General features: G+C 44.8%; 18 protein-coding genes. 7 read left to right on the top strand and 11 right to left on the bottom strand.

Features of this window, described 5'->3' with window-relative positions; all coding sequences use genetic code 11:
• Positions 1–77: 77 nt before the first annotated feature.
• Positions 78–4769, bottom strand: coding sequence for a hypothetical protein (locus LZG72_RS16520; protein ID WP_233874800.1), 4692 nt, complete (start codon positions 4767–4769; stop codon positions 78–80).
• Positions 4770–4839: 70 nt separating this feature from the next.
• Positions 4840–5673, bottom strand: a complete 834-nt coding sequence (prmA, locus tag LZG72_RS16515; RefSeq protein WP_233874798.1) for a 50S ribosomal protein L11 methyltransferase — start codon at positions 5671–5673, stop codon at positions 4840–4842.
• 151 nt (positions 5674–5824) lie between these two features.
• Here prmA and LZG72_RS16510 point away from each other — a divergent pair, with 151 nt between their 5' ends.
• A complete protein-coding gene (locus LZG72_RS16510) occupies positions 5825–6988 on the top strand; it encodes an ATP-binding protein (protein WP_233874775.1) in 1164 nt (387 codons plus the stop codon).
• Positions 6989–7040: 52 nt separating this feature from the next.
• Here the strand turns inward: LZG72_RS16510 and LZG72_RS16505 are convergent, their stop codons facing one another.
• Positions 7041–8855 (bottom strand): glycogen synthase, encoded by a 1815-nt coding sequence (locus LZG72_RS16505; RefSeq protein ID WP_233874772.1) that lies wholly within the window; start codon positions 8853–8855, stop codon positions 7041–7043.
• Between the two features lie 329 nt (positions 8856–9184).
• Between LZG72_RS16505 and LZG72_RS16500 the strand changes: the two genes are divergently transcribed.
• Positions 9185–10753 (top strand): family 10 glycosylhydrolase, encoded by a 1569-nt coding sequence (locus tag LZG72_RS16500; RefSeq protein WP_233874769.1) that lies wholly within the window; start codon positions 9185–9187, stop codon positions 10751–10753.
• A 2-nt stretch (positions 10754–10755) separates the two neighbouring features.
• Positions 10756–11973, top strand: coding sequence for an NADH-quinone oxidoreductase subunit D (locus LZG72_RS16495; protein WP_233874767.1), 1218 nt, complete (start codon positions 10756–10758; stop codon positions 11971–11973).
• A 156-nt stretch (positions 11974–12129) separates the two neighbouring features.
• On the opposite strand, the gene LZG72_RS16490 is transcribed toward LZG72_RS16495, so the two are convergent.
• The 3 genes from LZG72_RS16490 to LZG72_RS16480 all read right to left on the bottom strand — a co-directional run bounded on the left by LZG72_RS16490 (position 12130) and on the right by LZG72_RS16480 (position 14518).
• Positions 12130–13140, bottom strand: a complete 1011-nt coding sequence (locus LZG72_RS16490) for an aspartate-semialdehyde dehydrogenase (RefSeq protein ID WP_233874764.1) — start codon at positions 13138–13140, stop codon at positions 12130–12132.
• An 82-nt stretch (positions 13141–13222) separates the two neighbouring features.
• The gene (locus LZG72_RS16485; protein WP_233874761.1) at positions 13223–13804 is read right to left on the bottom strand and encodes a 5-formyltetrahydrofolate cyclo-ligase; all 582 of its coding nucleotides are present in this window, start codon (positions 13802–13804) and stop codon (positions 13223–13225) included.
• Between the two features lie 3 nt (positions 13805–13807).
• Complete coding sequence (locus tag LZG72_RS16480; protein WP_233874758.1) at positions 13808–14518, bottom strand: hypothetical protein; 711 nt, start codon at positions 14516–14518, stop codon at positions 13808–13810.
• Positions 14519–14747: 229 nt separating this feature from the next.
• Between LZG72_RS16480 and LZG72_RS16475 the strand changes: the two genes are divergently transcribed.
• Positions 14748–15959 carry an NADP-dependent isocitrate dehydrogenase gene (locus LZG72_RS16475; protein ID WP_233874757.1) on the top strand — a complete coding sequence of 404 codons (1212 nt, stop codon included), beginning with the start codon at positions 14748–14750 and terminating at the stop codon, positions 15957–15959.
• Positions 15960–16155: 196 nt separating this feature from the next.
• Entirely contained in the window at positions 16156–17319 is a 1164-nt protein-coding gene (locus LZG72_RS16470) for a hypothetical protein (RefSeq protein WP_233874754.1), read from the top strand.
• 9 nt (positions 17320–17328) lie between these two features.
• On the opposite strand, the gene LZG72_RS16465 is transcribed toward LZG72_RS16470, so the two are convergent.
• A complete protein-coding gene (locus LZG72_RS16465) occupies positions 17329–18855 on the bottom strand; it encodes an RtcB family protein (protein WP_233874751.1) in 1527 nt (508 codons plus the stop codon).
• A 181-nt stretch (positions 18856–19036) separates the two neighbouring features.
• Between LZG72_RS16465 and LZG72_RS16460 the strand changes: the two genes are divergently transcribed.
• Both LZG72_RS16460 and LZG72_RS16455 read left to right on the top strand, forming a co-directional pair.
• Positions 19037–20266 carry a pyridoxal phosphate-dependent aminotransferase gene (locus LZG72_RS16460; RefSeq protein ID WP_233874745.1) on the top strand — a complete coding sequence of 410 codons (1230 nt, stop codon included), beginning with the start codon at positions 19037–19039 and terminating at the stop codon, positions 20264–20266.
• Positions 20267–20361: 95 nt separating this feature from the next.
• Positions 20362–21426, top strand: a complete 1065-nt coding sequence (locus LZG72_RS16455) for a ferredoxin--NADP reductase (protein ID WP_233874742.1) — start codon at positions 20362–20364, stop codon at positions 21424–21426.
• A 63-nt stretch (positions 21427–21489) separates the two neighbouring features.
• Here the strand turns inward: LZG72_RS16455 and LZG72_RS16450 are convergent, their stop codons facing one another.
• The 4 genes from LZG72_RS16450 to gldG form a co-directional block, all read right to left on the bottom strand.
• The gene (locus LZG72_RS16450; RefSeq protein WP_233874739.1) at positions 21490–23355 is read right to left on the bottom strand and encodes a M56 family metallopeptidase; all 1866 of its coding nucleotides are present in this window, start codon (positions 23353–23355) and stop codon (positions 21490–21492) included.
• A 2-nt stretch (positions 23356–23357) separates the two neighbouring features.
• Positions 23358–23732 carry a BlaI/MecI/CopY family transcriptional regulator gene (locus LZG72_RS16445; RefSeq protein WP_233874736.1) on the bottom strand — a complete coding sequence of 125 codons (375 nt, stop codon included), beginning with the start codon at positions 23730–23732 and terminating at the stop codon, positions 23358–23360.
• Positions 23733–23918: 186 nt separating this feature from the next.
• Entirely contained in the window at positions 23919–25043 is a 1125-nt protein-coding gene (gene dnaN, locus LZG72_RS16440; protein ID WP_233874733.1) for a DNA polymerase III subunit beta, read from the bottom strand.
• Between the two features lie 106 nt (positions 25044–25149).
• Positions 25150–26802, bottom strand: a complete 1653-nt coding sequence (gldG, locus tag LZG72_RS16435; protein WP_233874730.1) for a gliding motility-associated ABC transporter substrate-binding protein GldG — start codon at positions 26800–26802, stop codon at positions 25150–25152.
• Between the last annotated feature and the right edge of the window lie 53 nt (positions 26803–26855).

The raw sequence follows: 26855 nt of genomic DNA, 5'->3' as shown, positions 1-26855 counted from the left end.
AATTGGACTGTAAAACTACGATTATGTATGCTATTTTTCAAAAAGTAGCATAAAGTATTGCATTTCTTAAAATGAGATTAAAATCCTTCGGTAGGCTCTACTTTTTTCTTTTTTTCTGCTGCTGGAGTCGTTACTGCTTTCTTCTTGGTGGTAGCTTTTACGAGCTTCGCCTTTTTGATTGCGGGTTGATAAAAATCGTCAAACCGGTTCACAAACATATCTTTTTCCTCCGGCCCGATCGAAACCAGCGACATGTCTTTCGACTTCACGTTTTTGGATTTTGCAGTAATCTGATCATTGAAATCGACTTGCGACGAAACTACGCCGAGCTCACCTTGTTTCAAGTCAAAATAGTACCAGATATCCGGGGAAGCCTGTAAGTACAAACTGAATTCGTCCCCCTCAACTCCCCGCCGAATTTCCAGCACACCTTCCATTTGCGCATTCACGTTATTCCGTCCGAAATGCGCCACGCCGATCGGCCCCTGCGAATAATATGCCTGATGCGCAGCCGACCAGTGCAGATTTACATTCGACAAAACCATAGGAACATCTAACGCCGGTGATGCTTCAAACAACGGTTTGTAACCCGCAGCGGTCAGTTTCGCATAGGCATCGGTTGCTTTCGAGCCGATCAATGCAGACAATTTGTTATTCAGTTGTTCAAAATCATCGTCCGCCGCCGTACTGTTTTGTTCTTCCAGATTGGTTTCAACAATTTTTGCTACCAATGGTTGAGAAATCGGTTCCAATGCGGGCAGCTTCATCAAAAGCATAGTGTTAAAGCTGAATTTGGAGCTATCCACCTGCACCTCCGCACTTCCCACACTCTGAAGCCAGTCAGCGCCAATCATTTTAAATGCACCCGAAAAGCTGGCAAGTCCGGTTTTATCATCAAAACGCAATGCATTAGCTTCGTCGATCAATCCGTCTGCCCCGGGCGGCGGGTTCACCTTGAATGCCTTTGCGTCCTCATCATAGTTCAATGCACCTTGCGCGAGGTAGATATCTTCGTCCCCATCCGACTCTTTTGGCGAAAGGAAACTCATGTACATGCCTCTCGCCTCGTTGTAATGCAAGCCCACCGAAAGCGGGATTTCGTGCTCATTTTTAAGGTCTTTATTGATCTTAATGGCGACGGTTTCGCCCGGAGATTCCTTGTAAACGATCCAAGAACTTTGAAAATCTTTCCTGAATTTAATCACCGGTTTTACAAATCCATCCAGTTGTAAAGAAGGTTCGTAAGCAATAAGGTTAATGCCTCCTTTGAATTGAATGCGTGGAGAAAGGATCAGGTTTTCAGCTTCTTTCACATCTGCACGCGCCGTCGTGTAATACTTCACAGCAGCATTTGCCTGATTAGTATTGTTTCTGGATCTTTTACCGGTATCCGCCACACCCATTTCCCGCAACTCAAAATTCTGCATCTTGATGTTGAATGTGTCTTTGCGGGCCGTGATATATTGGTAAGTAGCCGAGCCTTCAAAATGATTACGCGAATCAATCCGAATGTCTGCATCACGCAATCTGTGGGAGACATTTAACGTATCAATTTCAATGCGGGCTTTCTTTAATGGAGCAATCTTTCCTTTACTATCCACGCTGACATAACCTTTATCGGGGATGATCTTAACATCGGCGGTTTGAATAAATGGAACGCCTTTGATATTCAGTGAAACTTTTTCAATGTCATAAAGTGCCTCAGCGCCATTGAATGTAAGCCCCTCCTGGCTTGGGTCGGTGGAAGTATAAGACGACGTTTCGCCGATTCCTTTCATTAAGATCGTCTTTTTGGTCATATCCCACTTCGCACTGCCGATTAAAGTCTGGTAAGAAGCAGTCGGGATTTGCATGCCCGAAGAATCGTTTCCAAAGCCTGTTTCGTCCGTCAGGAAATTGGCGATACCCGTTTTGAAATTAAAATCGATATTGACATTATTACCTGTGAGCAGCTTTTTTGTCGATTTTGCGTCACCGCTATTGATCGCGAACTGCGACCGGTTTGCGAGGAAACCATCCTTATTAAACTTAATATCCGGCGAGGAAAGCTCGGAATCCGTTCTTTTCAACTTACCACTTCCGTATAGTCCAGACGAGCGCAACAGCAAGCTTCCTTCCAGGTTCGTAGTTCCTTTATAAAAAGAAAATGACTTTCCAGTAGTGTTAATGAACATACTATCCGCATTTGGATACCATTTCAATGCATAATCTTTTAAGTCAACAGCCGGGAAATAACCTTTACCGATGGTTGCTTCCTTAATGCTCGCCACTTCGCCAGACGCCATCAGGGAATCGGAGGTGAGCAGCACGTTTTTAGCGGTCATTGAGGCAGATAAGTATTTCAAAACGGCCTTTGAATGCAAACCACTGTTATCCATGGTGAGCGTATCCGTGAACCGTGCCAATGCTTTGCCATCATAGATCTTCATATCCGTAACCGGCGGCTTGTATTCAAAACCGAGCGAGTTATCCGGCATACTTTTCAGGATCGTGTTGATAGGTGGAATAATGCCATTCGAATTAAATGCACCTTCAAAAATCACGTCACGTTCATCAAGCCCGCCCATATCGATCTTCGGTATTTTGAAAAACACCTCTTTTGGATAAATAACGGTACCGCGTTCGGGCTGGTCGAAATACACCGTCATACCACTTTCCACCACCAAACGCGGCGACTTCTTAATACCTTTTTGGAGCCCGGACTTGTTTTTAGGATCGCTTAAATAGAAGGTACCGCCTTTGTCATATTTCACGTGCCCGCCGACTTCTCCTTTCTGTCCTTTTGCAAATTTTTCTCTGGGGGTAAATGTGATCGAATCGGATGGAGCAACGTTGACAAAGAACTGATTATAGTCAAATTTGATGTTTTGACCACGGAACTGGTAGTTAGACGCCACCATTTGGCCATTCAAAGTGAAATTCCTGTTTTTGCCGATGATCAATTTTTTATCGGACGGGATCGCGTAGATCTTCAGTGAGTCGCTGACAATGAAACGCGAAACGCCCAAAACGGTGAGCATCGTGTCAGGCAGGTAAATGGTCGCATTTGCAACTTCTTCATTTGCAGTGTATTGAGACGAAACCTGAAAGTTGTCATAATCCGCTTTATCCAGATTAGCCAGTACATACAAAACGCCTTTTTTGCTTAATGCGAATTCGTCTGTGGATTTGTTGTAAATGAAATAACCTTCCAGTGCCAGACGCTGCAATGCATTGCGCAGAATGGTTGGATTTTGTTTAAAATGTTTGGCAAGTTCCTCGGCCAGAAACGCTGATTTTTTGGTAGTCTGAACGTAATTGGCCGCCATATTCAATGGCTGGGAACCGTATTCCTTGGCAATTTCCCTGAACCTTTCTTTTTTGAAAAAATCCTGAGATTCAAGCCGTACCGGCACTACTGTTTTTCCGTCAATGCGCAGAAACTCGACTTTCTCGGTCGGGAAACGCCAGCGCATAGCCTGGGACCAGATATTCATTTTGTGATAACTGTCCTGATAGGGCAGCGGCGCATAATCCGTTTTTTCTGCCCGTCCCAGTTTTACCAAACCTTCATCGTCATTGTATTTAAATGTAACTCCCTGATGATACAAAGAGTCAGTACCCAGAGGCATGGAATACTGCGCAAAAGACGAAGAAATGACGGAATCTTTGAGAATGAATTTCTTGCTCAAAGCCGTAAATGCAAGCTTATCCTTGTATTTCACCTTCACAGTCGACGGCAGATCGCTAAGCGACGAACTGTACATTTCAGTACCGATCAATGCGAAACCACCTTTATAATCGATGTTTTTACGGTCTTCTTTCAATCGGGCGTCAATGCCATTTGAAACAAAACGAGGATACGCTGTGGGCTGGCCTTTGATTTTCTTTACGCCCCGATACTCCAATGTTCCTTTAATGGGCGCCGCAAGTTTTTGATCGTGATGCAGTGTCACATTCTCCGCCAGCAACTTTGGCTGACTGATATTAAAAGAGTAACTATCCAGATCCGCATAAATCGTCGAATCCCCCGCAGCCTGCCAGTTGAATTTCCCGTTTTTACCTACAAAAACACCGTTTTGCAAAGAAACACTACCATTCGCTGGCCCAAAAACGACGGAGTCTCCGGCGGTAACCATCGCGAAAGTCGCATTTTGCAAATCGAGGATTGCGCCGGTGATAGCCGGTAATGGATTGGATTTCGGAGCAATTACAAAATTCGAATCAACCGGCGTGTCCCAGCTGTCGTTTATAGCTGCCGCAGTTGCTTCGATGTTCGCTTTTGCCGCATTAGTCGTATCGAAACGATATTTGTAAGTCCCGCCAAGGAGATAAAGTGAATTGTAGTTGGAGGAGTAAAGTTTATTGGTTTCGCTCAAAGTCCGGACGGTCTCGAGCACTTTTATGAATGATTTTGCATCCGATTTTTCACCTGCTACTGAGGCAACATTCAGAAAGCCATCCAGATTTTCGGGGGATTGTTTGGCGAGAAAGGTTGCATTTTTTGTCAAAAGAAAAAGCAGCGGCCCCGCTTTCTGACCTTTGGCAACCTGCGTTTTTACCATAGCCGTAAACTTCATTTGTTGTCCCGTATTGAACGAGGACATCCAGATACTGTCGAGTTGCGCCGCGGACCGGATGTATTGCGGATTGCGGCTGCCGTCCATCAGTTTCCGGAACTGGGTCATAAACTGCGTCGGCTCGTCCGATAATTTCACGCTTTGCGCAGACGCAGTTCTTCCAATAAAACCTAAAATGAACAGGAGTATAGTAAAACGAATTAGTTTCATGTGGTAATTAGCTATTGGCTTTTAGCGATCAGCTATTAGCTTCTTTTGACCTTCGCGCTTGTTGCCGGATTCAAATCTTTTCAAATACAACGCAAGCCCATTGATTTCGTGTATTTGATCTTAATTTCTTCAAACCATTATTAAATGCACATTGCTCTATATCAGCCTGATCCACCTCGTAAAAGCCACTTGTCACAAGCCAGCCGCCTGGTTTCAAATGCTGAAGATATTTCGGTATTTCTGCGAGAAGGATATTCCGGTTGATATTCGCCAAAATCCCTCCGAACATTTTTCCACCCTCAACTTTGTCAATGGTACCCTGAAAAACCTCGGTTTCCGCAGACAATTCATTCATTTCAAAATTCTCCACGGTATTCTCGACTGCCCATTCATCGATATCAAACCCAAGCAAACTCGTTGCACCAAGTTTGGCGGCTAAAATGGACAGAATGCCCGTTCCACATCCCACATCCATAACAGAAAAGCCGTCGTGAGGTAGGTTCAATTGCTCATTCATCACCAGCCAGGTGGTTTCGTGGTGGCCGGTACCAAATGACATTTTGGGTTGAATCAGTAAATCATATGTAAAAGAAGGGTCCGGTTCATGAAAGGTTGCTCTAACCCGGATTTTAGTACCGACTACAATCGGTTCGTAGCTTTTTTCCCACTCCTCGTTCCAATTTCTCCTTTCTAACGATTTCCAGGAGGTCGCTATTGTCGTTAAATCCTGGTATTTGGCAGTCAGTTCATCTAATATTTTTTGGTCAAAACCCTCTTCCTGAATGTAGGCCAGCAACCCATCTTCTGTCTCAACAAAAGACTCATATCCAGCCTCACCCAACTCTGCCACGATGATTTCCGAAAAATCGGCCTCGACGTGGATTTCAACTTCAATGTAATTCATTTGGTTTCTTTAAAGCCTTTTTAAATGTGGTAAAAGGTACTAAGAATCTCTCATTAGGAGAGGTTTGCTTCCTGATTTATGCTTTAAATCCCAAAATTAATACCGATATTTTAAAATTTAATTTTAAATTTACGGGATTAATTTTTCAAATATGTTTGATCGAATCATTGAAAATGAGCTTTTTGAGCAGATTTCGGATAATCCTGCGGTCGCGTTGGTTGGTCCAAGACAAGTTGGCAAAACTACATTAGTGAAAAATCTGCAACAACGATTTGAAAAGCCATCCATTTACCTGGATCTGGAATCAAATGCGGATCTCGCACGCTTGAGAGATGCCGAACTCTATCTGGACGAAAGGCGTGAAAGCATGATTATCCTGGATGAAATTCAACGTATGCCATCACTGTTTCCGTTAATGCGCTCGTTGATAGATCGTCAGCGAGAGCCAGGTAGATTTCTTCTGCTGGGCTCAGCTTCGCCCGATATGCTAAAGAACAGTTCAGAAACTTTGGCAGGGCGCATTTCCTATCTTGAACTTCATCCTCTGCAATTTGATGAGGTTCACAATGAAGTTGCCTATTCAGTACATTGGTTACGAGGCGGTTATCCTGCTATGTTGCTGGCGGTTTCTGACAGATCTTCATTCAGAAAAATGAGTGATTTTGTTAATACTTACATCGAAAGAGATCTGCCATTGCTGGGGCTGCCTGGAAATCCGAGTAATGTAAGATTGTTGTTAAACATGCTTGTAAGTGTGCATGGAGGCTTGCTGAATATCTCGCAATTGGCAAATTCATTAAAAATGACTGTGCCGACGATTCAAACGTACCTGGATTATCTGGAAAATGCATTCTTGATCCGGCGCTTGTTACCTTGGCATATAAATGTGAATAAGCGTCTCGTTAAAACACCAAAGATTTATATCCGTGATTCCGGCATGTTGCATTCTTTGGCAGGAATAACAAGTTCAGAAGATCTGGCTGGGAATATTATCATCGGTAATTCCTGGGAGGGATATGTTATTCAGCAAATCATTGCGGCATTACCGTTTAATGTGCAACCTTTCTTTTACCGGACGCACGATGGAGCCGAACTTGATCTGATTTTGGTTAAAGGAACAAGTGTGAAAATTGCGATTGAAATAAAATATACAAATAGTCCGAGCCTTAGTCGCGGAAATACACTTGCACAGCAGGATTTAGGAAATCCGTTACTACTTGTTGTTACGCCTTCGGCCGAAGATTACCTTCTACGGGAAAATATTCAGGTATGCAGTATTGCTACTGTAAAAAATTATCTGAATGCGGCTTTGTAAGGGTATGAATATAAAACGAAAAGACCCGCCATTTTTGCGGGTCTTTTCGTTTTTACGGCTTCTTCCGTTTCGTCGCCAGATCATGCGCGGTATCGTAATACGACCGCAGATTGGTCCAGTCGAAAACGTCCGAGATATTTTCAACACGGTTTCGTTGCATAATGCGGTCGCGGCGCTGCATTCTCACAAATTTGAAAAGAATGTCAGCAAGCTGGTCTGCCGCCTGCGTGAATGTTTGTGACTTTCTATTGATGACATAAATGCCCCTGTTTTCATAATCCCGCATGATTTGCATGATGTAATCCCCAAAACCCGACAAGTCGCTCGTCACAGTCGGGACCCCGCGAACCACGCATTCGAGCGGCGTGTAACCCCAGGGCTCATAATAGCTAGGAAAGACACCCAAATGGCAGCCGCGGACAAACTGGCCATAATCGAGCCCGAATAATGGATTGGTCGAAGAAATGAAATCCGGATGGTAAACGATTTTAACGCGGTCACGCTCATTGTTGACCAGATTGGCCCGTTTACAGAATTCGGTAATACCATCTTCTTCTTTCAGATCGTGCGTAACGAATGCAGGAAGTTTATCCGTTTTCCAGCTTTGAATGGTTCTCCGCAGCCGCAGCCGCCAATATTCATCGACGAAATTATTGAGATCGGGCATTTTGTGATCAGCGCCGGACGCCGTAGCCAGGAAAAGTTTTTCCCCAACCTCTTTCTCAATCGCCGTACACGTTTCCTGCAACTCATTCAAAACCGCCCGCGACTGCAGCACGTCGGGGTTGACGGAATAGTAAGGTTGTTTGGTCACAATGAACATCACGACGGTCATATCCATATTCGCCTGCACCATTTTCCAGTTCAGACGTGCCAAAGCTTCCAGCGTGAGGTCGTAACCTTTGTTACTATATTCATAACGTCCGGAAGTGAAGAAGTAAAGTGTTTTATCCAGATCAAACGAATAGCTCGGGAAGAAATGCCCCAGAACAAACTCGTGGATCCGTTCCTTATGTTTTAAATGCAGGTTTTGAAATTCGTGTACTGCCTGGAAACGGACGACGTTCAGTCCGTTTGGTGTTACCAGATCAGGCATTCTGCCGAGGAAGACTTCGCATTCACGCGCCGTAACATCACTCACCGTGGTAAGCACATGCGCGCTCAATGCGGATTGTCTCTCGATGGAACATTGGGTTAATATCCCATAATTTTTGGCTTCCTGCTCCCAGTCGAAAAACGGGAGCTTATTGTAAAATCCAGTGACATTCTGCGCCAGATAACGTCCCAGCATGGTCGCGTGGGTAGTGAAGGTCATAGCGACTTTCACATTGTCGCGTTTCAGGTCTGGTAATCCGCTACTGGCCATCCACTCATGAAATTGAGCCGTAATGTCCTCACGTTTAGCATTTTCCTCGGCATATTCTTTTAAAAATATCCGGGTCATTTCGCCAAAGCAAAGTGTCTGGTTTACCAGTGGCTCTGCATTAATGGTCGGGATCCTGCTGCGTTCCCACAGGTTGAATTTGATCTGGTCCAATTCCTTTGAGATGCTATCAAGGTCGAAAAGGATTACGCGCGGCTTGCCGGTAACCAGCCAGTAGCCATAGTGCACAATGTAGCCCATGTCACGCATTCTCCTCACTACCCTGCCTGCGGGAGAGTCTTCCAGATCTGTTATTTCTTCAAATTCCGATGATGCTTTTTTCTCGAAATAAGGCCCCAGCAGAAAGTAGTTTTCGTCCCACTTTTCTACCATAGCAGGGACTTTGGTTCTTATAACTGTGTATATTCCTCCAACTTGATTACAAACCTCCCATGCAATTTCAAACAGGACGTTTTTCTTAGTGGTTTTAACAAAAGGTTCCAATATGGGATGTATGTTTAAACGTTACTGGCTGCATTCACAACATTTCCTGTTTACTTTAAGTCACAAAAATCCTTGTAATTACACAATAAATATGCAGAAAAATTATTCACAATTACAATAATAAACCTTTTGTTTCTAGTGTCCGATATTTCTAAATCAGAGCCTTTTTTACCACAAAATATAAAAAAGTCAAGAAAGTGGTAAACAAGGTGTATAAGCCGTTTCAAGCACGGGGAGCCCATGATCGAATGAATTTAAGGCGCTTCTCGGCTAACTTTGTTTCAAATTACGTTACTTTGACTGGATTAACATTTTGCATTGGTTATATAGTGAAAAAAATTAAAATTGTTGCGCTTTCCTTTGCGATAGTGATGTTTTTAATGGAAAGCTGCATTGCCCAATCTGCCGAGACTGACGAGATTTTGCCCCCCAAAAGAGAGTTCAGAGCAGTTTGGATAGCCACTGTTGATAACATCGACTGGCCAAGCAGTAAAAATCTCTTGCCAGAAGAACAGCAGCAAGAGTTTTCCAATCTTCTCGATTTTCACAAAAAAGTAGGCATGAATGCGGTATTCGTGCAGGTGCGGGCAGCCGGGGATGCATTTTATGCCAAAAGCCCGGAACCGTGGTCGGAATGGCTAACTGGCCGACAAGGCAGGCGGCCGGAGCCCATGTGGGACCCGCTGGATTTCATGATCGTTGAGGCGCACCGCCGCGGACTGGAATTTCATGCCTGGCTTAATCTCAATCGGTTAGTCCACAAATCTTCTACCAGCGTTTCTTCAGAAAACATCAGCAAAATACATCCGGAATGGATTTTGACTTATGACGGATATAAATTGTTCGACTTTGGTCTCCCGGAAGTGCGCCAGTTTATCACCGACATGACCGTGAACGTCGCCAGAAATTACGATGTCGACGGAATCCATTTTGATGATTATTTCTATCCATACGCTTCTCCCGGACAGGTGATCCAGGATGAGGCTACATTCCGGAAATATGCGGACGGTCATACCAACAAAGCGGATTGGCGTCGGCATAATGTCGATCTTCTGGTGAAACAGATCCATGATGCATTAGCTGCAGTAAAGCCAAAACTTAAATTCGGTATCAGTCCTTTCGGGGTTTGGAGAAATAAGGACCGCGAAGCCGAGGGATCAAAAACCTTTGGCGCATTGGCATCTTACGACGATCTTTTTGCGGATAGCAGAAAATGGGTGAAAGAAGGCTGGGTGGATTACATTGCGCCGCAAGTGTATTTTTCTTCCGGATTCAATCGCGTACCGTATAGAAACCTGGTTGACTGGTGGACCGAAAATTCGTTCGAAAGGCATTTATATATAGGGATAGGGGCCTATCGTGTCGGGTATAAAGACAGAGATACGCATTGGTCCAACCCCGTGGAAGTACCGAATCAGATCCGTTATCTGCGGGATAGCGAAACGGACGGGGCTATCTTTTTCAGCTCCCGGTCGCTGCGAGGAAATAGTTTGGGATTTGTTGATTCTCTTCGCCGGGATTTTTTCCGCTACCCTGCATTAGTCCCGACGATGCCCTGGAAAGACCGCACTCCGCCGCTGGCACCGAAAAGCCTGAAAGCAACCTTACTTTCGAAAGGTTTGGAACTAACCTGGGATAGGCCGGATGAAGCGTCCGACGGCGACAGAGCCTGGTACTATGTGATCTACCGGTTCTCGGCAGAAGAAAAGGCGACCGCTCATGACCCGCGCCGGATTTTGGGAATGTGCCACGAAGGTGAAAAATTTATCGATCAGACTGCTGAATCCGGTTCGCGATATGTTTACTATGTAACTGCAGTGGATCGGCTGCATAATGAAAGCCGGCCGATCGGGCCATTGCGGGTGGAAGTTCACGATCAGAAACTGGTGAGATTTTAGTTATGAGCAACACGATCCAATACGAGTATAAACCGGAATATCTGACGGTTTCCGTGCCTACAAAATACAACTCCGAAAATCTTCGTACCGAAGAGATGGTGTTGAATATGGGGCCGCAACACCCTTCTACTCACGGGGTTTTGAGATTGGAGGTAGTGACAGACGGTGAAGTGGTGGTAGACGTCGTCCCACATCTCGGATACTTACACCGCTGTTTTGAAAAACACGCCGAATCCCTTCCATACAACCAGATCATTCCTTACGTAGACCGGCTGGACTATGTTGCGGCGATGAATTCCGAACACGCATATGTAATGGGCGTGGAGAGAATGCTAGGCATCGAAAATGATATTCCGAAACGCATTGAGTACATCCGGGTAGTAGTCGCCGAACTGAACCGACTGGCTTCGCATTTCGTAGCGCTGGGTACCTATGCCATGGATATTGGAGCATATACGCCGTTTCTTTGGATGATGCGCGACCGGGAACAGATCCTGCGTTTGCTCGAATGGACCTGCGGGGCCAGAATGCTTTACAATTACATCTGGATCGGCGGGCTTTTCTATGATTTACCGGTTGGTTTTGAAGAAAGGTGTTTAGAGTTTATTAAATATTTAAAACCGAAACTTGTTGAATTACAACAGCTTGTAATCGATAATAAGATTTTCATTCAGCGTACGGCTAACGTCGGAGTGCTCCCATTGCCTGTGGCGGTTAACTACGGCTGCACGGGCCCCATGTTACGGGGCTCGGGATTGAGGTATGACCTCCGAAAGGTGGATGGCTATTCTGTTTATCCGGAACTTGATTTTGAGATACCGATCGGAGAAGGGAAGATGGGCACCACCGGCGATTGCTGGGACCGGACCTGGGTGCGGGTGGTGGAATGTCAGGAATCGGTAAAGCTGATCGAACAGAGCATTGCACAACTTACAGGTGACTACAAAAGAACAAGAGACTTTAATCCTCAGGCATTAGTTCCTAAAAAGATACGTCCGAAAGCCATGGATTTTTACGTCAGAGGCGAAAGCCCGAAAGGTGAACTTGGCTTTTATTTCAGAACCGACGGCCGTTCGGACATTCCGGTACGATGCAAAGCCCGCTCATGTTGTTTCCATAACCTTTCGGTGATCGGCGAAATTACAAAAGGCGCATTACTAGCTGATCTGGTAGCCGTTATCGGATCGATTGATGTGGTAATGGGGGAGGTGGATAGGTGATCCCAAAGCCTTAAACCCCTAAACCCCTAAAAGGGCATAATATGGAGTAAAGAAAAGTTCCCTTCAGGGGATTTAGGGGAAGAAAGGAGAAGAGGGAAAAAGAAAAAAGAGCCACTTTTAGGCAGCTCTTTCATCTAATATATTTTTTTTCAATTCCTACACTTCCTGCGCAACACCAACCAAATCGTGTTTTGCTAAAAACTCGGCGATCTGAACGGTATTGGTCGCTGCACCTTTTCTTAGGTTATCAGCTACGATCCACAAATTCAATGTCTTAGGTTGTGATTCGTCGCGACGGATGCGGCCTACAAAAGTTTCGTCTTTTCCGTGAGCCGTTAAAGGCATTGGGTACAATGCGTTTTTAGGATCATCCTGCAAGATTACACCTTCCGCCTCGCTGAGGATCTGGCGAACTTCGTCCAGGTCAAATTCATTTTCAAATTCGATGTTAACTGCCTCAGAGTGACCGCCAATGGTTGGAATGCGAACGGTAGTGGCGGTAACAGCAATGCTGTCGTCGCCCATGATTTTCTTCGTTTCATTCGTCATTTTCATTTCCTCCTTGGTGTAACCGTTATCCAGGAATACATCGATATGAGGCAGCACATTCAGGTCGATCTGATGTGGGTATACTTTACTTTTGCTGTGGTCGCCCGAACGTTCTGAGAAAAGTTGGTCAACTGCCGCTTTTCCTGTGCCGGTTACCGACTGGTAAGTTGAGACAACAACGCGTTTGACTTTATATTTTTTGTGCAAAGGATTAAGAACCACCACCATTTGAATGGTGGAGCAGTTTGGATTTGCAATGATCTTATCTTCTTTGGTCAATTCGCCGGCATTGATTTCTGGTACTACGAGTTTCTTCGTAGGGTCCATTCTCCAAGCTGATGAGTTGTCAATTACGGTAATACCGGCCTCCGCAAATTTCGGTGCAAGTGCAAGAGATGTACCGCCGCCGGCCGAAAATATCGCTATTTCAGGTTTGGCAGCAATCGCGTCCTCAAATCCGATCACCTTTATCTGTTTACCCTTGAATGTAACTTCCTTACCAACAGATCTTTCTGATGCAACGGCTAACAATTCCGTCACCGGGAAATTACGCTCTTCGAGCACTTTGAGGATTTCGCCGCCCACCAAACCGGTAGCGCCTACTACTGCGATTTTCATTCTTGCATTGAGATTAAATGGATAAAATTGATTTTACACTTCGTCAGAAAAGGCGAAAAGTGCCGCAAATTTACAAGGAAATTTAGAATCGGTACACATATTCCGGTGTAATACACATATTTAACGGTACATCGTGCGCATCAAGGTCCCCGATTTCATCCACAGGCTCAAAAAATGATACACCTATTTTGACCGTATCCGGGCGGCACTTTTTCAGAAAACGATCATAATATCCGCCTCCGTAGCCGACGCGATATCCTTTTTTATCAAAAATCAAAAGTGGGACCAGCACAGCATCAATCTGATCTTCATGGATCTTTTTCGACTTAACAGGGTCGGGCTCAGGGATTTTCCAACGGTTGAGAATAAGTGGTGTGTTTTTATTCAGCTCATAATGCTCCATTTCAAATGTTCCGGGAATGACATAAGGTGCGACGATCTGTGATTTAGGCAAATTCGCCCAAAACCATCTGACCAGCTTCCAGGTATCCACCTCATTTTTTTCAGGCTGCGGGAGAAATACATGTACGGTTTTTTTTGAATAAACCTTGAAAACATTTTTTGTCAGACGATAAATGGCGTCGTTTTTTTTCTGGCTTTCTTCTTCGAACAATGAAATTCGCCTTTGTAGAAATTGCTGTCTGAGAATGGCTTTGTTGATCATTCGCTAGTTTTTGTACCAGGAAGCAATATCAAAAATTAACCCAATGCTGCCAATATCTGAATCGTTATTGATGTTGTTTTTCGAAAGTTTAAACGAATGGCCGTATTGTAATTGCAGTTTTACAAACTTATAGCCACCGCGAAGAGTGAGTGCAGGTTCAAAAAACGCATACATTTTCTGGTCGATGATATTGAAATAATTGGCAGCACTTTCCTCACTTGAATATCCGGCAATATCGGGCATTTTATACTTAATCATCGAAAGCCGGGGCGTCAATGCAACTTCAAAATATGGATTAACCCAGCCGATAGACGGTTGTACAAAATACTTCATTGCGTCTGAATCAAATCGTTTCGTATTGTTGGATTCCTTTATGCTTACGTTATAAAACCCAGCGCCGGCATACGCTTCATAGGAAAGACGCTGGTCGGTATGGCCGAAGTAGCCGATCCCGATTTCCCCACCTTTTCCATTGTTTTTGAAGCTTTTGTCGTCACTTGTATAGGCATTAAGGTATCCATTCACCATTACTCCTACATGTTCGGTGACGGCGCCGGCGAGCTGAATATTATTTGTTGCAACGGTTGCTTTAAACTCTCCCTTTTCCTGCAAAAGCGGGGCATTAACCGCATTTGGCGCATATACAGTTCGACAGGATGTGATGGATACGGCAATTAATGTAAGTAGTGCGGCGCATGCGTGTAGCGATTTCATTAACCATTAAGTTTAAAACAGTTATAAAAATTCTTAACATTTTCATATTACAGTTAAAAACCTGTGCCAGGCAGTAATGCGATGTGCGGATTAAATGCTGTAAATGCAGGCCATAAAAGCGCAATAGGAAAGTTTAAAACCAATTTAGTCGCCTATTTTTCAGCTTTTAGCCGATTGTTTGTACTTTCACGATCGGTTTCAAATCTTTAACTAGTATAGAATTTAGGACATGAGCAAAATTAAAGTTGACAATCCCGTTGTAGAACTGGATGGCGATGAAATGACCCGGATTATCTGGAAGTTTATCAAAGAAAAACTCATTTTACCGTATCTGGATGTTGATATTAAGTACTATGACCTCGGCGTTGAGTATCGCGACGAAACCAATGACCAGGTTACGATCGATGCGGCAAATGCGATTAAAGAATACGGCGTTGGGATCAAATGCGCTACGATCACTCCTGACGAAGACCGCGTTAAAGAATTTAATCTGAAACAAATGTGGAAATCGCCAAACGGAACGATCCGGAATATCCTGGATGGTACCGTTTTCCGCGAGCCGATCGTTATGAGCAATGTGCCGCGTCTGGTTACAAACTGGACTGCACCTATCATTGTTGGTCGTCACGCATTTGGTGATCAGTATAAAGCAACCGATTTTGTAGTTCCTGGAAAAGGAAAACTGACCATCAAGTTTGAAGGCGAAGATGGACAAGTGATCGAGCACGAAGTGTATGAGTTCAAAGGTGCTGGTGTTGCAATGGGAATGTACAACATCGACGAGTCGATCTACGGATTTGCTCGGGCGTGTTTCAATGTTGCCATGGATAAAGGCTGGCCATTATATCTTTCGACAAAAAATACGATCCTGAAAAAATACGACGGACGTTTCAAGGATATTTTCCAGGAAGTGTACGAGCAGGAATATGCTGGCAAAGTACATTACGAGCACCGTTTGATCGACGACATGGTTGCTTCTGCTCTTAAATGGGAAGGTAACTTTGTTTGGGCTTGTAAAAACTATGACGGTGACGTTCAGTCTGATACCGTTGCACAAGGATTTGGTTCGCTGGGACTTATGACTTCTGTATTGGTTACGCCTGATGGCAAAACCATGGAAGCGGAAGCGGCGCACGGAACGGTTACACGCCATTACCGCGAGCACCAGAAAGGAAAGCCGACATCAACGAACCCGATCGCTTCCATTTTTGCGTGGACACGTGGTCTTGCATTCCGTGGTAAACTGGACGGCAACCAGCCTCTGATCGACTTCAGCCTTGCACTTGAAAAAGTGTGTATTGAAACAGTTGAAAGTGGTAAAATGACAAAAGATCTGGCTGTGAATATTCACGGGAATGACGTCAAGCATGGCGAGCATTACCTTTACACAGAAGAGTTCCTTGATGCAATTGACGAAAATTTGAAAGCTGCTTTGGCTTAATAAATAGTGTCTGACGTTTAAAAGCCACCAGGTTCACATTGAACCTGGTGGCTTTTTTGTTCCCGGTATCATTTTGGTATAGCATTTGGATATTACCAAAGTTACCCCCGGACGCGAATTGAAACGAAATTATATACGCATATTGGCGCTGTTTTTGTACCTGACGTTCACAGGTGTGGAATCCCATAGCCGGCCTATGCAAATATCGGACAGCCAACCCGTCGCAAAAGCAGACTCGATTGAGAAGATCGTTTTGCAGAAGGATATTATTGATGTGCTTAAAAACCTTCGAAAAAAGCACCGTCAGGACTCTGTCAAAGTGGATACAGTTCTGAAAACGGGGAAAGTGCTGTTTTCCATTGTTCCTGCTTTCGGCTACACATTAACCTCCGGTTTTATTGGTTCGATGAATGTGAATTCCGCATTTTATTCGAGTAATCCGCATAAAACGAGAATATCGAGCATTACCGCCAACTTCATTTACACCGAGTACAAACAAATCACCGTTCCGCTGCAAGCCAGCATCTGGACGCGGAACAATGATTTTAATATCCTTACAGACTGGCGGTATTTCAAATATCCTCAGGATACGTACGGGCTTGGACCAAACAGCGAACTCGGCGACGCTTCTAAAATAGACTATTCGCACATCCGGCTGCATCAGACGGTACTGAAGAAAGTCACCAATTCATTTTACGCCGGAATCGGGTTTTTCTACGATTACCGGTGGAATATTCGTCAGGAAGATCGGAATGACGACGTTCTTAAATACGGACTGACACCAAAATCAATATCTGCCGGGCCGGTTGCTACACTGGTCTACGACAGCCGCACCAATTCCATTAATCCTGAAAAAGGATTCTACACCAGCGTGCAATACCGATCGAGTTTAAAAAAAATGAATAGCACAAGCAACTGGAACTCGATCGTTGTGGATATCCGCAAATACTTCAACCTACCTCAGGGAAGTCGGAATACACTGGCATTCTGGAATTACAACTGGCTGATCGTAAGCGGCAAGTCGCCGTATCTCGACCTTCCCAGTACCGGCTGGGATCCGTCGACGAGTATGGGGCGAGGCTATATTCAGGGTCGGTTTCGTAGTCCGAAATTGCTCTACTTTGAAACAGAATACCGAATGTCACTCACCCGAAATGGCCTGCTGGGAGCCGTCGTTTTCGGAAATGCGCAAAGTGTATCAAATTGGCCTTCAAATAATTTCACCAAAATTGCACCGGCTGGCGGAGTAGGATTGAGGATAAAGGTCAATAAAAAATCCAGGGCCAATATCGCCATTGATTACGGTTTTGGGATGAAAGGTTCGCGTGGACTATTTGTAAATCTAGGCGAAGTGTTTTGAGAAAAAGCATTAATCTTCTCTTCCTTCTTTTCGGTTTGGATCGGCCATTCTCACTATTTTGGGCGAAAACCGCGCAAGAACCGAAACCAGGTCCGTTTGTGCGGAAATCACATCTTCAATGTTTTTATAAACCATCGGCGACTCATCCAGATCTCCGCCAATGAGTTGAATACCAGAATCTTCCAGGACTTTATTCATTTCGCTCCAGGTTGTCGAAGTAAATGCTTTCGTTCGGGACATAAGTCGGCCCGCGCCGTGAGATGCAGAAGCCAGCGAATCCGCATTCCCCTTTCCACGGATCACATATCCAGGCTGGCTCATGGAGCCGGGGATAATGCCCAGCTCGTTTAGTCCCGCAGGTGTGGCTCCTTTTCTATGAACGAGCACCTCGCGACCATCGGCAAGTTTTTCTTTCCAGGCGAAATTGTGGTGGTTCTCGATCATCCGTAATGGTTTTTCATGTAAGTCTCGGGCGATCTTGTTATGGATTTCATGGTGATTTGCAGAAGCGTATTCTCCGGCCAAATTCATCCCGATCCAGTATTCCTGGCCCTCTTCCGAGTTCAGGTCGAGCCAGGCGAGATGTGCTGCCGGTTTGGGGAGGACCGTTTTCTGCATGGCCATCTTGGAATAGTGATTGGCTACATTTCCTCCAAAACCCCGGGAACCGGAATGTGACAGCAACGCAAGATATTGTCCCACTTGCAGATCGAGCAAAGCATCATTTTCCAGGACATCCAAAATACCCCATTCAACAAAATGATTACCGGTTCCGGAAGTACCGAGCTGGCGGTAAGCCTTGTCTTTCAGGTTTTTGATCAGTTTTGTTGCTCCCCATTGTGGAAGATCCATGACGCTATCATCATATTTACGACCAATTTCACCACCCATTCCGAATTTGGTATTTTCAAGCAGTATCTTTTTCAATGAATGCGACTCCCGTTTCAGGTAGTCCGGTGAAATGTCGAAAATGGAAAGGCACATGCGGCAGGCAATGTCCACGCCCACTGCAAATGGAATGACCTTATCCGCCTCCGTCGCCAGCACGCCGCCGATCGGCAAACCATATCCCTGATGCGCGTCGGGCATTAATGCGCCCGCAACCGAAATCGGCAGGCTGGTAGCAGTTTCCATTTGCTGCAATGCGCCTTCTTCGATGTATTCTTTTCCAAAAACCGCATAGTCGAGCTTGTCTTCACGCAGGTTAAATGCATTTTTTGGCTGCGTCTCCCGATCTTCCAATGTGAGCACAGCTTCTTCATTATATAACAATTCCTTTCCGTCATCGGTCAGTGAAATCTCGACGCCGTTTTTTATTTCTTCGTAAATGGTTTTGGCAAGATTGGTAATCTTGTTTTTCGAAAAGGCATACTTCTTCGGACTGTGTAACATTTTGACCAAAAGCAGAAAAACTTTCTCCTTTGGGTATTTGGCCCGTTGATGTAGTCCATTGGTTACGCGCAGGAATGCTGCGTGCAAATTTTCTGGGATGTTAGCCAAAAACAGCAGTTCTTCGATTGTGATGGTTGAGTCCATTCGGATGCATTTTAATGAAGGCTTTTTTTTATTCTTAAGACGCCGGATTAATAAAATAGTATGCTAAGTTTTACCAAATCTTTACCAACATTCCTCAAACAGCATTCAAAAACCTGTACCTTTGCGGGCAATTTGTTGATACAGATAGCAGTACCTACTTTAACTAAATTTAATCGTTGCAATGTCCGCAGTAGCAGAGCAAACCCAAACGGGATCACGGTTGTTAGCCGACCGTATCAACGCCCTCGAAGAATCTTCGACGCTGGCAATGACAAAAATGGCACGCGAGTTGGCAGCCCAAGGCCACAAAGTAATTAGTCTTAGTGTTGGAGAGCCTGATTTCAAGACGCCCGCGCACATTTGCGAGGCGGCCAAAAAAGCCATCGATGATGGTTTTCATGGATACTCTCCGGTTGCAGGTTATCCGGACCTGCGAAAGGCTATTGCTGACAAATTGAAACGAGATAACAATATAGATTGGAAACCGGAAAACATTGTGGTTTCCACCGGAGCCAAGCATTCCCTGGCAAACGTGATCCAGGTTTTGATCAATCCGGGCGATGAGGTTGTAATTTTTGCACCTTACTGGGTTAGTTATTCCGAAATGGTGAAACTGGCAGAAGGAAAGTCGGTAATTGTCGATGGTGCTTTTGAAAATGATTTCAAAGTGACAGCGGAGCAACTTGAAGCTGCCATTACGCCTCGTACGAAAATCGTAATGTATGCTTCCCCAAACAATCCAACGGGAGCCGTTTACTCAGAAAAAGAATTGAGAGAGATCGCGGCGGTTTTGGAAAAACACGAAGATATCTACGTCCTCGCGGACGAAATTTATGAATATATCAACTTCACGGAAGAAGGACATTTCAGTATCGGTTCCATTCCTGAATTGAAGGAACGCGTAATTACCGTAAATGGTGTTGCGAAAGGATATGCTATGACGGGCTGGCGGATCGGCTTCATCGCCGCTGCTAAATGGATTTCCGAAGGTGTTGAAAAATTGCAGGGGCAAGTTACTTCCGGCACAAATTCCATCGCGCAAAAAGCATCCGTTGCCGCATTTAATGGGCCAATGGAGCCTTCAATCGAGATGGCAAAAGCATATCAGCGTCGTCGTGACCTGGTTGTTGGCTTGTTGAAAGCGATTCCTGGATTTAAGGTGAATGTACCTCAGGGAGCATTCTACGCATTCCCGGATGTAAGTTATTATTTTGGAAAAACGGACGGAGAGTCGGTGATCAATAACTCCGACGATTTCTCCAACTGGTTGTTAAATAAATCTTTCGTATCTACCGTAGCGGGTTCAGGTTTCGGAGCGCCAAACTGCATCCGTATTTCAACCGCCGCTGCCGACGAAGCGTTGGTGGAAGCAGTCGAGCGAATCAGAACAGCTGTTGCAACTTTGAATTAAGATAAAATTGAAATGAAAAAAGCCTCATAGGTGTTACCTGTGAGGCTTTTGCATTGAATATCACACTAAAAGCTAGGAGCCAATAGCTACATCCAATGAGCAAATATTATTTCTTAAAAGTTAAAGAAGTCGAAAAGGAAACGGAAGAAGCATCCACGATACACTTCTGGCATCCTTTAAATGAAGTAATTTCGTACCGGCCCGGCCAGTTTCTCACCTTACTGATCGAACAGGACGACAAAAAGGTAAGGAGGTCTTACTCGATGTCGAGCTCACCATATACCGATGTTTCGCTGGCCATTACCATCAAGCGTGTCCCCGGCGGATTTGCGTCAAACATGCTTTTGGATTCCATTAAGGAAGGGGATGTGCTTGAAGCAATGGAACCAATGGGCGTGTTTTTCCCGAAGCAGGAAGACGATCAAACAAGGCAAGTGGTATTTATTGGTGCGGGAAGCGGAATAACTCCCTTGTTTTCGATTTTAAAGTCCATATTAATGGTTGAGCCTGAGAGTGAGGTGTTTCTGATTTACGGCAGCCGCAATGAAGAAAGCATTATTTTCAGGAATAAGATCGAGAAATTAGAAGCTAAGTATGGCGATCGTTTCAAAGTAGTACACACATTGAGCCAGCCTTCTGAAAATTGGCAAGGTGAAACCGGAAGATTGAATAAATCTCATCTCCTGAAAATCGTAGAAGGAATACCTACCCTGGACAAGAAGGAAGCAGAATATTTTCTGTGTGGTCCGGAGGATATGATGGTGGAGGCGCAACGGGCGTTGGATATCCTGGGTGTACCGACAAATAAAGTGAGGCACGAAAGCTTTCTTACAGCCACCGCAGCCCAGCCCGGGGAAATTGTGATGGAGGAAGAAAATGCATTAATAGCCAGGGAGATTACGCTTTTTTACGAAGGCGCGGAATATAAAGTTCCCGTTAAACCGCACGAGACGGTTCTCGAAGCTGCTTTGAATATGGATATAGATCTTCCGTATTCCTGTCAGGCCGGAATGTGTACGGCCTGCCTGGGGCGATGTGTTTCCGGGAAAGTGCAGATGGACGAAGAAGACGCATTATCCCAGGCAGAGATCGACGAAGGTTTTGTACTGACCTGCGTAACGCATCCAATGAGCGACGACGTGATTATTGAAGTGGAGTAATATCTCCATTCAGGGTATAAAAAAAGAGGACAATGTGATATGCACTGCCCTCTTTTTTTATAATCACTTTTTTGCTGGCGGAACGGGAGGTTTTGGAGGCGCAACCGATTTTGGAGCTTTGGGTGCCGGAGCCGGTACTGCCCGCGCTGGCGCCGGAGGCGGTGGGGGCGGAGCAACGCGGCCATGCCCCGTAACATTTCTTACCCGCGAAGTTCTTGCTTCCCGGACACGTGGGTTGCCTTCAATCTTTTCAAAACCAAGAGCTTCCACACCAATTTTGCCACTAATCTCCTCAATCTTCTCATTGATTTCCTGTGTCTCGGTATTAAACCTCCGAATAGGCTCTTCTGCTTTGAAAGCATCTTTTCGGGTGGAGGCGATTTGAGAATTCAGTTGTGAAATGGTTTCTTCCTGCACTTTAATCTGCTGCTCGAAATCCGCAAGCTGCTTGTCAAGTTCCGAGTCATTTGTTTTCGATTCGTTCGATCTTGATCTGTCGAGCAATGTTGATCTTTTCTCTGTCAGATCATTTCTCAACTCCAATGCAGCTTGCTTTTTCCATTCAATCTTTTCCAATTCTCTCTGAAAGCGTTCCACTTCAAAGTTTTGTTTTTCCATTTCGAGTTGTATTTCCTCCATTCGCTGATTCAGCGGTTCCATTTCGGTTTGCAGCGCCTGCATTCTTTTATGGATCTCATTTCTTTTTTTATTAAGCGAATCATCATCAAAATGCATTGCCGGAAATTCTGCGATTTCGACATCAGGGATTTCGATTGCGGAAAGTTCCGCAAGTTCAGGTACCTCGGCAATCTCATTTTCGACGGCGTGAAAGCCGGAAACGGATTTTTGTTTTTTACCCGCGGACTGACTGACTTTCTTATCCTTCTTTTTCTCAGTCTTCTGAGCCACTGCATACACCGACAATCCTATCACCAAACCGAATGCAACCAGCATCAGCGGCAGATTCCCTAACGTCCGGGTTGATTTTGGTGTGAGGCCGAGTACGCGTTGGACGCGACGAAGCAAGAGTGGTTTTTTGGATGCAAATGCCATAGCCATTCTCGGAGCGGTTTGCCATTCAGCGACTTTGACCAACGCGTGTGCCAAAGACATTTTGTCCCCACAAACACTTAATGCAATGTCGTCGCAGCAATGTTCCCGCTCTGTGCGGATGCGTTCCGAAAGCCACCAAATGGCGGGGTGGAAGAAAAATACCACTTCAACGAAGGATTGAAGCATATTAACGAGGTAATCGTTTCTTCTGATGTGGGCGAGTTCGTGCGCCAGGATCGCTTCCACCTGAGACGTCGAAAACCCGGATAGCAGCCCAATGGGAATCAGGATCACCGGACTGAATGCTCCGATCACCATCGGTGTCAGGATTTTGGCCGTTTCTTTGAATTCGATGGATTGCGAGATATTCATTTTTGCTACAATCACCCCGAATCGTGCACGCCACTCCCGGTCCATTACGACTTTTGCATCGTAACGAAGCTTTTCTGTAAACAGCCAGCCGCCCAGAAACCGCAGCAAAAGCACTGCCGCTCCAATCATCCAGCAGATTACCAGTTCGTGCAAATGCATGGATAACCAACCTTGTAGCTTCATGCTGAATGGTAATTCCGTCGCTGAGAAACTGACTTGCCTGACATTGGTAAAGGTGAGGGAATTTGCAAAGGTTTTTGGTACCGATAATGCAGGGGTTGATTTGGTATAGTAGTAGAAAAATGTCGCAATGGAAGTAAAAAGCTGGGTGGAAAGAAATGCGACCGCTGCCAGGTATCGGACATTTGCGGTTTTCTTTTTTAATATATAAAATGTCGCGATGGCCAGAAGCATGAGCAAAGCAGCCTGCCAAACGGAATGGATCAATGTCCAGCCTAAGGCTGAAACGGAGGCGCTGGTGAATAGATCAAAGAAAATTTTCATGGCTAGCGATTGTTTTCGAGGTTGTTTAATAACTCACGTATTTCATCCAGTTCTTCTTTCGACGTCGAATGGTTCCCAAGTGCCTGCATGACCATTTGAGCAGCAGAACCCTGAAATAACGTTTCGACCATTTTTCCCAGAAGATTTTGTTGTGTTTCTTCCTGCCCTAATAATGCGACGTAAATGTGGGAGCGGCCGTTTTCTGTGCGATACAGCAACCCTTTGTCATGCATGATCTGCATAAGTTTTAATGTCGTTGTATAGCCAACATCTTTGGTAGCTGATAATGCATCATGCACTGCCCGTACGGTACTTGGCCCAGCCTGCCAGAGATAGTTTAAAATTTCTAGTTCGGAATCTGTGGGTTTAATATACATGTCTTATTCGTTGTACGATTTTCTTCGTATCAAATGTCTACGAAAAAAATCGTACATGCAAGGCCTGGCTACGATTTTTTTCGTACTAATGCGTTAAAATTTGTTAAATGACTTGAAATGTGATTGTTGTAACGCAAAAAAGTCCGGGAATTACCGGACTTTAAGTATTGTAAAATTTCTAGGTGACTAAACGTAGGTATTTAGCATTACCGGCATAACCAGCATTAAAATGTCCTCATTTTCTTCCTGATCAACCGGGATAATTAGTCCTGCGCGATTTGGCGCTGAAAGTTCGAATGTGATTGTTTTGCTGGAAAGGTTACCTAACACTTCGATCAGGAACTTTGCATTGAAGCCGATCTCCATATCGTCTCCATTATATTCACACATCAATCTCTCATTCGCTTCGTTCGAATAATCTAAATCTTCTGCAGAAATAACCAGATCATTTAGAGACATTTTCAAACGAACCTGATGGGTAGTCCGGTTGGAATAAATAGAAATCCGTCTCAGTGAGCTGAGGATTTCCATTCTGTTAATGGTAAGTGTATTTTGATTGTTGGTCGGGATTGCATTTTCATAATCCGGGAACCGCTCGTCAATCAACCGGCAGATCATCCGGATATTTCCGAAGCTGAAAAATGCATTGGATGAAGTAAATTCGGCTTTCACCGCAACGTCTTCGGACGGTAAACAGGATTTCAAGAGATTCAGAGCTTTCCGCTGAATGATCATCGAAGTGTCCACATCCGATTTGATGTCAGTACGACGGTAGCGAACGAGTCTGTGTCCATCCGTCGCAACAAACGTTGCATTTTCTGTTCCCATTTGAACAAAAACCCCCGTCATCGCAGGTCTCAGATCGTCGGTACTGGTTGCGAAAAGCGTGTTTGCAATCGCTGCCCCTAATGCGGAAGAGGAGAAATCAACAGACTGTCCGCGGTTTACAGCAGGTGTTTTGGGGAAATCGATTGGATTTTCCCCGGACAATTTATAGCGACCGTTATCCGAAATAATTTCAGTGCCAAATGTCTCACTGTTAACCTGTAAGGTGATTGGCTGCTCTGGCAAACCACGAAGTGTATCCAGCAACAATTTTGCAGGAATAGCGATGGCGCCTTTTTCAGAAGATTCTACTTCGATCTCCGTAATCATTACGGTTTGCAGATCAGAAGCAGTCACCGTCAGCGAATTTCCTTCAAGCGTCAGAAGGAAATTTTCTAATATGGGTACGATTGGGTTCGTTGAAACGACACCGTTTATAGCTGAAAGCTGTTTGAGAAGAACTGATGACGAAACGACAAACTTCATAATTCGTGACGTAAGTGTTTAGATGATAAATATATAGCCAAGGAGATTCCTGAAAATCATTTTGTAGGGGACAAAAGTATGAAATTTTAGCGACGAACTTGTCGTTTCAACCGAATTTTCGAAGGCGAAAATAATACCTTAATGCACCCAAAATCGCAATCAGCACGACTGGAAGAAGCAGGTTGAAAGCCTGCCAGAATTTGCGGCTTTCCTGAATCTGGATTTTGTCCAATGCGCGAATTTCAATCTGTTTGCTTCTTGCATTAATCAAACCGTTCGCGTTTGTCATGAAATCAAGCGCATTCATGATGAAGTCCTTGTTTCCGAAAGTTTGCTTCGTTACCCGGTCGTAACCGAGCGGGAGAGGTGCATTCCTTTTATAATCATAATCGTTGACTGCAATGTCCCCATCGGAACAAATGATCACTTTTCCCTCATTCCCTGTCGCCCTGAATTTCGCGGCTCTCGGATCTCCGGGCAGGATCCTGTTTTCAAATAACGAACTGAAAGAACCTTCGAGAAGAACTGCACTGAATTTTACACCGGACCGGTATTCCGTTGGTTCAGGCTGCTTTCTGGCTTCATTATATCCAACCAATGCCGGGGCATTTAAGAGTTTTGTGTATGGTGAAGTCATTAATAACGGAGTTTTGTGAATTCCACTGGCACCGCCGACCGTATCGATCGAGCTTAAAAACCGGGTATAAATAGCATTCAAATTGCGGGTAACCGGATGTTGTCCAAAATTATTCAGTAAAGGAAAAAATCGCCAGGGCAACGGACGTATTTCAGGTTCGTCGCCGATGTTACCGACATTCAGCAGGATTTCGGCACAATTCATATCTTTTACAAGATCAGTATTGACGCGCGTGCCCCATTTAAAAAACAGATCATTAAGATTGAGGTCCAGTGGTTGCGCGTAACTTCCATCCAAACTCACACTATCCACGCGAGCGCCATCGACGAAGAAAATCGCTTTTCCACCCCCCACTACATACTGGTCCAGTTTGAATTTCTCATCTTCTGAAAACGTGCTGTCGGGTTTTAAAATCAGTAATGCATCCAGCCCATCATACGATTCGGGATTGTTCATGTCCAGAAACACATCGTAATTCTGCTGAATCGATGCGATCAGATCGCTGAGCCTGGCGGGGGAAATTTTGGTATGACTAACTACCAGACCTACTTTTTTCCGTTCCTTATTATCCAGCATCCGGATTGCCGAAGCAATTTCAAATTCAACACCTTCATAAGACTGATTAAGTTGTTCTTCCGGCGAACTTGCCTTATTTCCCTTCAAGAGCTGAACAGGAACCGACAGAGTATCGTATTGCACCAATACGCCTGGGAAAATGATTTTTTCAGTCCGTTTACCGTCTTCGTTGGCAAATACGTTTGTTGGCGTTAACCCGCGGTTGACAAGATTTAAATATTGTTTTTGGCGCTGCTCTTCACTTGCAGCCTCGGAGGGATCTGAATAATAGACGCTTAAATGGCCATTAGAATAGGTTCTTAATTCTTCAAGAGTTTTCCGCGTAGCACTTTCAAGACGTTCAAATCCTGGCGGAAAATCTCCGGATAAGTATACATTGACTGTAATGTCTTTGTCAAGTTCACTTAAAAGCTGTTTCGTCGCCTCGGAAATGCTATACCTTTTGTCCTGAGTAAGATCGAGCCTGACAAAAAACTGTGAAGCAAGCCAGTTGACTCCGGCAAAAACGCCAATAAGCAGCAAAAACCGAAGTATTGTTTTTTTCATTGGAGAATCCCGGGGTATGGAAATGAAAAATGGACGAATCTGTTACCGCAGCA

Origin of the sequence: Dyadobacter sp. CY323 (assembly GCF_021390245.1) — a bacterium.
Taxonomy (GTDB): Bacteria; Bacteroidota; Bacteroidia; order Cytophagales; family Spirosomataceae; genus Dyadobacter.
This window is presented reverse-complemented; position numbering and strand designations above follow the sequence as displayed.